At 59.2% G+C, this 12,445-nt stretch carries 11 protein-coding genes; 7 read left to right on the plus strand and 4 right to left on the minus strand.

Annotated features, from left to right (window positions below):
• The first annotated feature begins 169 nt into the window (after positions 1–169).
• Genes ACYZT7_RS01155 through ACYZT7_RS01175 form a run of 5 tightly spaced genes read left to right on the plus strand, consistent with a single transcriptional unit; the run spans position 170 to position 4,766 of the window.
• Entirely contained in the window at positions 170–1,201 is a 1,032-nt protein-coding gene (locus ACYZT7_RS01155) for a DUF5924 family protein (RefSeq protein WP_462039625.1), read from the plus strand.
• A gap of 53 nt (positions 1,202–1,254) precedes the next feature.
• The gene (locus ACYZT7_RS01160) at positions 1,255–2,403 is read left to right on the plus strand and encodes an ABC transporter permease (protein ID WP_462039626.1); all 1,149 of its coding nucleotides are present in this window, start codon (positions 1,255–1,257) and stop codon (positions 2,401–2,403) included.
• Entirely contained in the window at positions 2,400–3,203 is an 804-nt protein-coding gene (locus ACYZT7_RS01165; RefSeq protein ID WP_462039627.1) for an ABC transporter ATP-binding protein, read from the plus strand. Before ACYZT7_RS01160 ends, ACYZT7_RS01165 begins: the two co-directional genes overlap by 4 nt.
• Before the next feature lies 1 nt (position 3,204).
• Positions 3,205–4,143: an MlaD family protein gene (locus ACYZT7_RS01170; RefSeq protein ID WP_462039628.1), complete on the plus strand. Its 939-nt coding sequence runs from the start codon at positions 3,205–3,207 to the stop codon at positions 4,141–4,143.
• Entirely contained in the window at positions 4,140–4,766 is a 627-nt protein-coding gene (locus ACYZT7_RS01175; protein ID WP_462039629.1) for an ABC-type transport auxiliary lipoprotein family protein, read from the plus strand. Before ACYZT7_RS01170 ends, ACYZT7_RS01175 begins: the two co-directional genes overlap by 4 nt.
• 117 nt (positions 4,767–4,883) lie before the next feature.
• Here the strand turns inward: ACYZT7_RS01175 and ACYZT7_RS01180 are convergent, their stop codons facing one another.
• The 4 genes from ACYZT7_RS01180 to ACYZT7_RS01195 all read right to left on the minus strand — a co-directional run bounded on the left by ACYZT7_RS01180 (position 4,884) and on the right by ACYZT7_RS01195 (position 8,857).
• Entirely contained in the window at positions 4,884–6,113 is a 1,230-nt protein-coding gene (locus ACYZT7_RS01180) for a nucleoside recognition domain-containing protein (protein ID WP_462039630.1), read from the minus strand.
• A gap of 102 nt (positions 6,114–6,215) precedes the next feature.
• Positions 6,216–7,547: a glutamate/aspartate:proton symporter GltP gene (gene gltP, locus ACYZT7_RS01185; protein WP_462039631.1), complete on the minus strand. Its 1,332-nt coding sequence runs from the start codon at positions 7,545–7,547 to the stop codon at positions 6,216–6,218.
• Positions 7,548–8,325: 778 nt separating this feature from the next.
• A complete protein-coding gene (locus ACYZT7_RS01190; protein ID WP_003177151.1) occupies positions 8,326–8,490 on the minus strand; it encodes a DUF1328 domain-containing protein in 165 nt (54 codons plus the stop codon).
• A gap of 79 nt (positions 8,491–8,569) precedes the next feature.
• Positions 8,570–8,857 carry a hypothetical protein gene (locus ACYZT7_RS01195; protein ID WP_462039632.1) on the minus strand — a complete coding sequence of 96 codons (288 nt, stop codon included), beginning with the start codon at positions 8,855–8,857 and terminating at the stop codon, positions 8,570–8,572.
• A 432-nt stretch (positions 8,858–9,289) separates the two neighbouring features.
• Between ACYZT7_RS01195 and algB the strand changes: the two genes are divergently transcribed.
• Positions 9,290–10,636 carry a sigma-54-dependent response regulator transcription factor AlgB gene (gene algB / locus ACYZT7_RS01200; RefSeq protein ID WP_462039633.1) on the plus strand — a complete coding sequence of 449 codons (1,347 nt, stop codon included), beginning with the start codon at positions 9,290–9,292 and terminating at the stop codon, positions 10,634–10,636.
• Positions 10,637–10,646: 10 nt separating this feature from the next.
• Complete coding sequence (locus tag ACYZT7_RS01205; RefSeq protein WP_462039634.1) at positions 10,647–12,437, plus strand: ATP-binding protein; 1,791 nt, start codon at positions 10,647–10,649, stop codon at positions 12,435–12,437.
• The last annotated feature ends 8 nt before the right edge of the window (positions 12,438–12,445 follow it).

Below are 12,445 nucleotides of genomic sequence, written 5' to 3' on the forward strand. Positions count from 1 at the left end.
AGACCGCGATGCAGGTTTAACGACTGCTGCGCAGCCGAACGGGGATAAATCCCCTCGCCACAACGCAGCTGATACAAGGGTTTTGTGATCGGATCGCAGCCCCTCGCCACGCCGACCTTCGGCGGTTACCCTGTCGAGGATTTTTCCCACGACTATTGCGAACCGCCGAATGCCGACTCTGACCCTATTCGTACAGCGCATCCTGGAATTGATGAAGCGCTATCCGGGAGTCATTGCGCTCGGTGGTTTCATTTCCGGGGTCGGCAGCTTCATTCTGGTGGATCGTCAGCAAGGTCTGGCGACCTGGATCACCACCATCATGCTGGTCAGCTGGATCTGGCTGATGCTGGAAAACAGCCTCACCAAGCTGTTCGCCAGGATCTTCAAGCGCGAAATACCCCAGTCTCTGCTGCGTTACGCCACGCAGATGATCCACCAGGAAAGCTTGTTCTTCGTCCTGCCGTTCTTTTTCATCACCACCACCTGGAACAGCGGCCAGTTGTTTTTCACCGGGTTGCTGGCTATCGCCGCGCTGATTTCCATCATCGATCCGCTCTACTACAAATGGCTGGCGCCTCGGCGCTGGGCGTTCCTGGCGCTGCACACGCTGACGTTGTTCGCTGCACTGCTGACCGCCCTGCCCGTCATCCTGCACCTGACCACCTCCCAGAGTTTCAAACTGGCCCTGGGCACCGCCGTCGTGTTGTCGTTCCCGAGCCTGGCGTCGATCTTCCCGATTCGTACTGTGCGCAACGCGCTGGCGATTCTGAGCATCACCGTGGGCATCGGCGGCGTTGGCTGGGTGCTGCGTTCATGGGTTCCGCCGGCGACGCTGTGGCTGACTGATGTGGCGATCAGTACGCAAATGCAGGGCCGTATCCCCGGCGACAGCCTCGATGAGGTCACCGCCGACCAGATCCGTGGTAGCGGCCTGTACGCTTACACCGCGATCAACGCCCCGCGTGGTCTGGAGGAGCGGATCTATCATGTGTGGCAGTTCAACGGCAAAGAGGTCGACCGCATCCCCCTGGACATCCATGGCGGGCGCAAGGAAGGCTACCGCGCCTGGACCCACAAGCAGAATTTCCCCGGCAACCCTGCGGGTAAGTGGCAGGTTCGGGTGCTGACCGAAGATGGCCAGGTCATCGGTGTGTTGCGTTTCGAGGTAAAGGACAACAAGCCTGCGAATGCCGCAAAGTAACTCGTTCGTGCTATTACGTAGATCTGCGTAATAGCCGATAAAGCACGGAGCTTATGACCAGTAACACAATGGCCGGCAGTGCCCAACTGGACACCTCTCACTCCCCTGCTCAGTTGCGGGTCACGGGCGACTGGACGCTTGCCCATTACGCCGATCTCAAGCACCTGAGCGAAAAGCTCTACGGCCAATACGACGACAGCACTCACATCGACCTCAACGGCCTCGGCGCGCTCGATACCGCCGGCGCGTCGCTGCTGGTGGAGTTGCTGGGGTCCGAGCGCCTCGGCCGATCGGCTGAACACCCCGAGTGCACCCTCTCCTCCGCCGATCGCGCTTTGCTACAAACCGTCTATTGCTCGCTGACCGACTTCTGCGTGCCGATCAAGGAACCGGAAATCAGCGTCGGCATTCAACTGCTGACCCGCATCGGCCGCGCGGTGGACACGGTCTGGCAGGACACCCTGCAACTGCTGGGTTTCGTCGGCCTGATCCTGGAAACCATCGCCCGCGGTCTGTTTCGCCCCAAGCGCTGGCGCATCACGCCGATGGTGGCGCACATCGAACAGACCGGCCTCGACGCCGCGCCCATCGTCGCCCTGTTGACCTTTTTGGTGGGCGCCGTGGTGGCGTTTCTCGGCGCGACGGTGCTGGCGAGCTTCGGCGCAAGTATTTTCACCGTGGACCTGGTGGCGTTCTCCTTCCTGCGCGAATTCGGTGTGTTGCTGACCGCGATCCTGATGGCCGGCCGCACCGCCAGTGCGTTCACCGCGCAGATCGGCTCGATGAAAGCCAACGAAGAAATCGACGCTATTCGCACCTTGGGCCTCGACCCGATGGAGTTGCTGGTGGTGCCGCGAGTGTTGGCCCTGCTGGTCGCGCTGCCGATGCTGACTTTTCTGGCGATGCTTTCGGGGATTGTCGGCGGCGGTGTGGTTTGCGCAGTGTCGCTGGATATTTCGCCCGCGATGTTCCTGTCGCTGCTGCAATCGGACATCGGCGTTCAGCACTTCCTGGTCGGGATCGTCAAAGCGCCGATTTTCGCGTTTTTGATTGCCGCCATTGGCTGTCTTGAAGGCTTCAAAGTCAGCGGCAGCGCCGAGTCCGTCGGCGCGCACACCACGTCGAGCGTGGTCCAGTCGATTTTCGTGGTGATCGTGCTCGACGCCGTGGCCGCGCTGTTTTTCATGGAGATGGGCTGGTGAGTCGTCTACCCAGAGCGCCCTCCGAGGCGGTGATTGAAGTCCGCGGGCTGTGCAATCGCTTCGGCCGTCAGAGCGTGCATGAGAACCTCGACCTGGATTTGTACAAGGGCGAAATCCTCGCCGTGGTCGGCGGTTCCGGCAGCGGTAAATCGGTGCTGTTGCGCAGCATCGTCGGGCTACGCCAGCCCAGCGAAGGGGTGGTGAAGGTCTTCGGTAAAAACCTGCCGACGCTGTCTGAACACGAGCGCTCGAAGGTCGAACGGCGCTTCGGCGTGCTGTTCCAGAAAGGCGCCCTGTTCTCTTCGCTGACGGTCACCGAGAACGTCGCCCTACCCCTGATCGAGCATGCCGGTTTGAGCCGAGAGGACGCCGAGCACCTGGCGGCGGTGAAACTGGCCTTGGCCGGGCTGCCGCTGTCGGCGGCCGACAAGTACCCCGCTTCACTGTCCGGCGGCATGATCAAGCGTGCGGCACTGGCCCGGGCGTTGGCGCTGGATCCGGACATCCTGTTTCTCGACGAACCCACCGCCGGCCTCGATCCGATTGGCGCGGCCGCGTTCGATCAATTAATTCTGACCCTGCGCGATGCGTTGGGCCTGAGTGTGTTTCTGGTCACCCACGACCTCGACACGCTCTACACCATCACTGACCGGGTGGCGGTGCTGGCGCAGAAGAAAGTGCTGGTGGCGGACGCTATCGACAAGGTGTCGGAAGCCGACGATGCGTGGATTCACGAATACTTCCATGGCCCTCGCGGCCGCGCGGCGCTGACGGCCGCTCAACAGCTTAAGGAGGTCTGACATGGAAACCCGAGCCCATCATGTATTGATCGGCCTGTTCACCGTGATTGTGGTGGCGAGCGCCCTGCTCTTCGGCTTGTGGCTGGCCAAGTCCAGCGTCGACACCGAGTTCAAGGATTACGAGATTGTCTTCAACGAGGCCGTCAGCGGCCTGTCCAAGGGAAGCGCCGTGCAGTACAGCGGGATCAAGGTCGGCGACGTGGTGACCCTGCGCCTGGACCCGAAAGACCCACGCCGGGTGCTGGCGCGGATCCGCCTGGGCGGCGATACCCCGATCAAGGAAGACACCCAGGCCAAACTGGCACTGACCGGGATTACCGGGACCTCGATCATCCAGCTCAGCGGTGGTACTCCGCAGAGTCCGACGCTCAAGGGCAAGGACGGTAATTTACCGACGATCATTGCCTCGCCCTCACCCATCGCCCGTCTGTTGAACGACAGCAATGACCTGATGGCTGGCGTGAGCATGCTGATGCATAACGCCAACCAGATGTTTTCCGCGGAGAACGTAGAGCGCATCAGCAAGACCCTTGAACATCTGGAACAAACCACCGGCACCATCGCCGACCAGCGCGGCGACATCCGCCAGGCAATGCAGCAACTGGCGTCGGTCGGCAAACAGGCCGGCGCGATGCTGGAACAGACATCGGCGCTGATGCGCAACGCCAACGGCATGCTCAACGATCAAGGCAAGCAGATGTTCGGCAGCGCCGAGCAGGCGATGAAATCGCTGGAACAGAGCAGCGCGACCATCAACACGTTGCTCACGACCAATCAGGATTCGCTCAACAGCGGCATGCAAGGCCTCAATGGCCTGGCCCCGGCGGTGCGTGAGCTGCGCGATACCCTGACATCGTTGCGGGCTATTTCCCAGCGTCTGGAAGCCAACCCCAGCGGTTACTTGCTGGGCAATGACAAGAACAAGGAGTTCACGCCATGAAGCTGACTCACCTCGCCCTCCTCGTCAGCTTCATTGGGGTCAGCTCCTGCTCGATCCTGCCCAAGTCCGAGCCGTCCGATGTCTATCGGTTGCCTTCGGCCCAGAGCAGCGCACCGGCCAGTCACGGGACGTCGCAACGCTGGTCGCTGCGCCTGGCCAAGCCGCAGGCCAGCGAGGCCTTGAACAGCCCGAAGATCGCCGTGATCCCTCGGGGTGATCTGATCAGCAGCTACAAGGCCTCGCGCTGGAGCGACCCGGCACCGGTGTTGCTGCGCAATCGCCTGTTGGACGGTTTCCAGCGTGATGGTCGAGTTTCATTGCTGAGTACCGATGACAGCAACTTCCAGGCAGATCTTGAACTGGGCGGTAGCCTGCAAGCGTTCCAGACCGAGTACCAAGGCACGGCTGCAAGCGTGGTCGTGCGTCTGGATGCGTTGCTGGTGCGCGGTTATGACCAGCGAATCCTCGCCAGCCGACGCTTTGAAGTGCGCCAGCCATTGAGCGATGTGAAGGTGCCGGCGGTGGTGGCCGGGTTTGGCCAGGCCAGTGATCAACTGACGTCGCAGGTGGTGGCTTGGGCGGTTGAGCAAGGACAGAAAGTTGCGCCGCCGCTGAGGCCTTGAAGACCTGCACACTTCATTGTGGGAGCGAGCTTGCTCGCGATGACTGAGTACAGCCCACATTCATGTCGACTGATACACCGCTATCGCGAGCAAGCTCGCTCCCACAGGGATATAGGTTTAGCCAAAGAACCAGTAACAAACCCCGATCGCGCCCAACACCCCGGCTAGTTCGGCCAGCAACGCACACCCTACCGCATGCCGCGCCCGCTGGATCCCCACCGCGCCGAAGTACACCGCCAATACATAGAAGGTCGTTTCGGTACTGCCCTGAATCGTCGCCGCCACCAGCGCCGGGAAGCTGTCCACGCCAGACGTTTTCATGGTTTCGATCAGCATCGCCCGGGCGGCACTGCCGGAGAACGGCTTGACCATGGCGGTCGGCAGCGCATCGACGAAGCGCGTGTCCCACCCGGCCCATTCCACAAAATGCCGAATCCCGTCCAGGCCAAAGTCCAGCGCTCCGGATGCCCGCAGCACGCCGACGGCACACAGCATCGCCACCAGATACGGCAGCAGGTTCTTGGCCACGTCGAAGCCTTCTTTGGCGCCTTCGATGAACGCTTCGTAGACCTTGACCTTACGTAACGCGCCGATCACCAGAAACAACATGATCAGCCCGAACAGCGTCAGGTTGCCGAGGATCGATGACAGGCCGGCCAGAGCGGTCGCCGAGAGCGTCGCCAGCAGCGCCATGAAGCTACCGAGGGCCAGGGCACCGGGAATCAAGTACGCGAGCACCACCGGGTCCCACAGGCGCAGACGCTGCATGAACGCCACCGACAGCAGGCCGACCAATGTCGAGCAACTGGTGGCGAGCAGGATGGGCAGGAACACCAAGGTCGGATCGGGGGCACCTTGCTGCGCGCGGTACATGAAGATCGTCACCGGCAGAAGGGTCAGGGAGGAGGCGTTGAGTACCAGGAACAGGATCTGCGCATTGCTGGCGATGGTGTCGCTGGGGTTGAGTTCTTGCAGCGACTTCATGGCTTTAAGGCCGATCGGCGTAGCGGCGTTGTCCAGGCCCAGACCATTCGCGGCAAAGTTCAGCGTGATCAGGCCGATGGCCGGGTGACCCGCCGGAACTTCGGGCATCAGGCGCAGAAACAATGGGCCGAGCGCCTTGGCCAGCCACTCGACGATCCCGGCCTTCTCGGCAATCCGCAGAAAGCCCAGCCAGAGGGTGAGGGTGCCGAACAGCAGGACCATCACCTCGACCGACAATTTGGCCATGGCGAAAATGCTTTCCACCATCGTCGCGAAGATCCCGGCGTTACCGCCGATCAGCCATTGCGCCAGTGCCGAAACGGCAGCCACGATGAAAAAGCTTAGCCACAGGCCATTGAGCATCAGTTAAATCCCCCGAAGAATGCGGCGAATGATAGCGGGGTCGCCAGAAACGACAAACCCCGGATTTCTCCGGGGTTTGTTTTGGTTCTAATGCAGGATGACTCAGTTGCTGGTGACTTCACCGACCGGCAACTTTTCCTTGCTGCGCCAGTGCGGCAGGGAGTTCCAGTAGCGTTGGCCCTTGGCATCGTCGTACATGCCTTCCCAACGGGAGATGACCAATACGGCCAGGGCATTGCCGATCACGTTCAGCGCGGTTCGCGCCATGTCCATGATGCGGTCGACACCCGCGATGAACGCCAGGCCTTCGAGTGGAATGCCGACGCTGCCCAGGGTGGCCAGCAACACCACGAAGGACACGCCCGGTACACCGGCGATGCCTTTGGAGGTGACCATCAGGGTCAGCACCAGCAGCAATTGCTGGCTGATGGACAGGTCGATGCCATAGAGCTGGGCAATGAAGATCGCCGCAATGCTCTGGTACAGGGTCGAACCATCAAGGTTGAACGAGTAGCCGGTCGGGACCACGAAGCTGCAAATGGCTTTCGGCGCGCCGTAGGCTTCCATCTTCTCGATAACGCGCGGCAGCACGGTTTCGGAACTGGCGGTGGAGTAGGCCAGCACCAGCTCATCCTTGAAGATGCGCATCAGCTTGATCACCGAGAAGCCAAACAGGCGAGCGATCAGGCCCAGCACCACGAAGGCAAAGAAGGCGATGGCGACGTAAACCAGGATCACCAGTTTGGCCAGCGGCAGCAGGGAGGCGAAACCAAAGTTGGCCACGGTCACCGCGATCAGTGCGAAAACGCCGATCGGGGCGTAGTTCATGATCATGTGGGTGACCTTGAACATGCTTTCCGACACGCCCTGGAACAACTTCACCAGCGGGTCGCGCAAGTCAGCCTTCAGGCTCGACAGACCGAGGCCGAACAACACCGAGAAGAAAATGATCGGCAGCATCTCACCGCGGGCAATAGCCGCGAAGATGTTGGACGGGATCAGGTTGAGGATGGTTTCGATGAACGCATGTTCATGCTGAACCTCGGCCGCAGTGGCCTGGTACTTGGAAATATCCACAGTACCCAGCGTGCTCATGTCGATGCCGGCACCCGGATGGAACAGGTTGGCCAACACCAGGCCGACGACGATGGCGATCGTGGTGACGATCTCGAAGTAGATGATGGTCTTCAGGCCGATGCTGCCGAGCTTCTTCGCGTCACCGACACCCGCGATACCGACGATCAAGGACGAGATCACGATCGGGATCACAATCATCTTGATCAGACGGATAAAGATATCGCCTGCCGGTTGCAGGACGTTGCTGATCCACCAAGCCTTTTCGGCACTGAAATGGTTGAGCAGCGCACCGATTGCAATCCCCAATACCAGACCGATGAGGATCTGCCAGGCGAGGCTAAGCTTTGCCTTCTTCATATCTTTACCCTTACTTGCGTTTGACTCAGGCAGATGCAAAAAACTGGAACGCTTGTGGCGAAAAAGTCTTGTGCGTCTACCCCCGTATAAGGTGCCCCGGAGCGCTTGTTATCGGCTCTCTGGCAGGCGAAAAAAGGCGCAACTATTCAGATGCAAGGAAGCAACGTCTAATGCCGTAAACGCCTACCCTATGCCGAATCGGCATGAGCTTTTTGAACTGAAACTCGCGTCCCAACCGGTTCGAATACGACATTTCGGCAGGCATAAGTGCCGTGAACCGGCCATCACAGAGGAGGTTGGTTGTTTTTTAAGCGAGGGGATTCGGGCAAAAAATTGGGAAAAAGCCTACGTTTAAACGCGAAACTTCTCTATTTTTTAGGCGCAGCTTTCTCGATATACGGTCACAAAAGAAACACCGTGAAATTGTTTTGCGAGGGATTGACAGAGGGGGAGCGGGGGATGCGAGCAGAACGCTCTAGGACAATGCTTTACGCTGACGAAGCACCTCGCAAGCCCGTCAAGTCATGAGTAACCGGCGAACTTGCGTCGCAGCTTTGCCTGACCCGGCCCTTGCGCAGACACTCCATGTGCCCGTAGGTCACTCCGCCCCTGAAACAGGCAGAACGTCCCGACTCCTTGGTCATGCGGCTACCTTCCTCGGGTAGCGCATGGGAAAGAAGCGCTGTGGCTTCTTTCTTGTTTCGAACTCAGTCCATCGCCATGGCACAACCGCCCAGAAGCAAGGCGGCTGCCAGAGTCTTTAATAAAACGCTCATATTCAGCCTCGACCGCGACGGCCAAAGAAGAAGGAAGCAATAAACATCACCAGGAACACGACAAAGAGAATCTTGGCGATACCCGTGGCGGTGCCCGCGATACCACCGAAGCCCAATACCGCAGCGATGATGGCAATGATCAAGAATGTGATTGCCCAGCTCAACATGGTGATTCTCCTTACGCTTCTATTTAGAGATGTGACTTGTGGTGCTTTTCCCGGCGCATCGAACGCGCCAAGTTTGTGTTTAGAACACCCAACGTTCCTGACGAGGCATCTCATCCACAGGCTGAGCCTGGTCGACGTCCATCATTCGCATCGGCGCACTGTCAGCCTGGTTATTGCTGGCCGCACTGAAATGGGTTTGGGTCGGATGCTGGATCGAGAGGCGTGGCGCTTCTTGCTGCTGACTTTGCTCCCAACGCTGAAACTGCTGGCCGCCGATCAAGGTAATTAATAGCGCCAGGACAGCAAACAGACCTTGCTGGATATGCAGTGGCGAGAAACGCAATTGGGTGGCACGTTGACGACTCATCCTGAAGCTCCTCCCACACGGTGGTGATCTTGTTCGGGCGCCGTTTAGATGCCCTGTTTAAGCAAACTATTGCAGCCTGCATGCCAGTTTTTCATGATAATAAAATCGAACAAAATCAATATGTTATGAATGATGTGGGATTCGGATCGGACGCATCCTGCACGATGGTCCTTTTGAAGTCGTGCGTAATGCACGATAGATTCGTAGGAAATTTCAATATTTTTGAATTGCGAGGAGGGCATGGATGTCACAAGGGGACACCGGCAACTGCCTGCGAACCGGCTATCTGATAAAAAAACAACGAAATCAGACGATTAGCCGTAGGGTGCGGAGAGAGCTACGCTGCTGTGGCTGGAATCGACCAGAATCAACCATGCAACTTGCCCGATTTTTCCGGGACTAACCAAGATCATTCATTAAGGAGCGTAGGAAATGGAATCCGCCACTGAGCATCAAGGCCGCATTCTGCTGGTGGACGATGAGTCCGCCATCCTGCGTACTTTCCGTTATTGCCTCGAAGATGAAGGCTACAGCGTCGCTACCGCCAACAGCGCCGCCCAGGCTGATGCACTGCTTCAGCGCCAAGTCTTCGACCTGTGCTTCCTCGACCTGCGCCTGGGTGAAGACAATGGCCTCGATGTACTGGCCCAAATGCGTATTCAGGCACCCTGGATGAGGGTGGTGATCGTCACCGCTCATTCGGCTGTGGACACCGCCGTGGATGCCATACAGGCCGGTGCGGCCGACTATCTGGTCAAACCTTGCAGCCCCGACCAATTGCGTCTGGCCACCGCCAAGCAGTTGGAAGTACGGCAACTGTCGGCACGTCTGGAAGCCCTTGAAGGCGAAGTGCGCAAACCCAAGGATGGCCTGGACTCTCACAGCCCGGCGATGAAAGTCGTGCTCGAAACCGCCCGCCAGGTGGCCAGCACCGATGCCAATATTTTGATTCTCGGCGAGTCCGGCACCGGTAAAGGCGAACTGTCCCAGGCCATTCACGGCTGGAGCAAGCGCGCGAAGAAATCCTGCATCACGATCAACTGCCCGTCCCTGACCGCCGAACTCATGGAAAGCGAGCTCTTCGGCCACAGCCGTGGCGCGTTCACCGGGGCCAGCGAAAGTACTCTGGGTCGTGTCAATCAGGCCGACGGTGGGACGCTGTTTCTTGACGAGATCGGCGATTTTCCGTTGGTTTTGCAACCAAAACTACTGCGTTTCATCCAGGATAAAGAATATGAACGGGTGGGCGACCCGGTCACCCGCCGCGCCGATGTGCGCATCCTCGCGGCCACTAACCAGAACCTCGAAGACATGGTCCGCGATGGCCGTTTCCGTGAAGATTTGCTCTACCGCCTGAACGTGATCACCCTGCACCTGCCGCCACTGCGCGAGCGCAGGGAGGATATTCTGAACCTGGCCGATCGCTTTCTGGCCCGTTTCGTCAAGGAGTACGCGCGTCCGGCTCGGGGCTTCAGCGACGAAGCCCGTGAAGCGCTGCTCGGCTACCGCTGGCCGGGGAACATTCGCGAACTGCGCAACGTTGTGGAGCGGGCAAGCATTATCTGTCCACAGGAGCGGGTCGAGATCAGCCACCTTGGCATGGCCGAAACTTCGGTCAACAACGCACCACGGATCGGCGCTGCGTTGAGTCTGGACGAGTTGGAAAAAGCCCACATCGGAGCAGTCCTCGCCACCGCAGACACACTGGACCAGGCCGCCAAGACCCTGGGTATCGATGCCTCGACGTTGTATCGCAAACGCAAGCAGTACAACTTGTGAGCTGTCTGCGATGAAACTGGCGATGAAGTTGCGCACGCGGCTGTTTCTGAGTATTTCCGCACTGATCACCGTGGCGCTGCTTGGACTGTTGCTCGGGCTGGTCAGCGTCATGCAGATGGCGGGTACCCAGGAAGCGCTGATTCGCAATAATTTCGTCACGCTCGACCTGGGGCTGAAATTGCGTCAAACCCTGGACGATCAACTGATCATCATGCTCAGCGAAAAGCCAGATCCTGCGGCGTTCGAGGCGTCCAGGCAGCATTATTTTCAGTTGCTTGATGACGGCATTGCCCATACCCAGACGGGTGATGAGCTCCAGTACGGCTTCGCGCAGGCCAAGGCTGACTACCAGAGCTTTCTGCAAGCGTACGACTCGTCACGTGATTCGACGCACGTGTTGAGTGGCAACGAAGTACTCACCGAAAAATTCAATGCGCTGCGCAATGGTTTGCTCGCCGAGCACAAGCGGGCGCTGGATAACATCAATGCCACCGAACGGCAGGCTCGGGAAAGGGCGCTGCTGGTTGCCGGCCTGCTCGGGCTTGTGGGGCTGGCGGTGCTGATCATCGGCTTCATCACCGCCCACGCTATCGCTCGACGTTTTGGTGAACCGATCGAGGCCCTGGCCCAGGCAGCGGACAACATTGGCCAAGGTAATTTCGAAGTTACGCTGCCGATTTCCTCGGCAGTGGAAATGAACCAGTTGACCAAGCGCTTCGGGATCATGGCCGAAGCCTTGCGCGAGCATCAGGCCACCAATGTCCATGAGCTGCTCGCAGGCCAGCAACGTTTGCAGGCGGTGCTCGACAGCATCGACGATGGGTTGCTGATGATTGACCGCGATGGTCGTTTGGAACACCTCAACCCCGTGGCGCAGCGTCAGTTGGGTTGGGACACCGATCGTCTCGGTCAAGGTCTGGGGACGGCGCTTGAGCGTCCCGAACTCGATGAACAGCTGCAACTGGTGCTACGCGGCGGCACCTTGGAGCGGGCGCCGGAAGACCTGAGTATCGAGGTCGACGGTGAGTCGCGGTTGCTGACCTTTAGCCTGACACCGGTCAGCCATACTCAGGGCCATATTCTCGGCGCTGTGATGGTGCTGCATGACGTCACCGAACAGCGTGCATTTGAACGAGTGCGCAGCGAGTTCGTACTGCGCGCCTCCCATGAATTGCGAACGCCGGTCACTGGGATGCACATGGCGTTCGGCCTATTCCGCGAGCGCGCGCACTTTGCCGAGGACTCGCGTGAAGCTGATTTGCTGGATACCGTGAACGAAGAGATGCAGCGCTTGATGCAGTTGATTAACGATCTGCTGAACTTCTCCCGCTATCAGAACGGATTACAGAAACTCACGCTGGCGCCGTGCGCCATCGAGGAGTTGCTGGAACAGGCCCGGGAACGTTTTGTCGGCCCTGCAAAAGAGCAGCGCATCGACCTGTCGGTGGAGGTGCAAGGGCCATTACCGCGATTGCAGGCTGATCAGCCGCAGCTGGACCGAGTGCTCGATAACCTGATCGACAACGCGTTGCGCCACACCGCCCCCGGCGGGCAAATACGTTTGCAGGCTCGACGCCATGGAGAGCGAGTCATTATCAGCGTCGAGGATAACGGCGAAGGTATTCCCTACGGCCAGCAGGGGCGGATTTTCGAACCCTTTGTACAGGTGGGTCGCAAGAAGGGCGGTGCCGGGCTAGGTCTCGCACTGTGCAAGGAAATCGTGCAGTTGCACGGCGGACGGATGGGTGTTTATTCGCGGCCAGGGCAGGGTACCCAGTTCTATATGGCGCTGTCGGTATAAGCCGCAGC

The sequence above is a fragment of the Pseudomonas sp. RT4P38 genome (assembly GCF_054897765.1).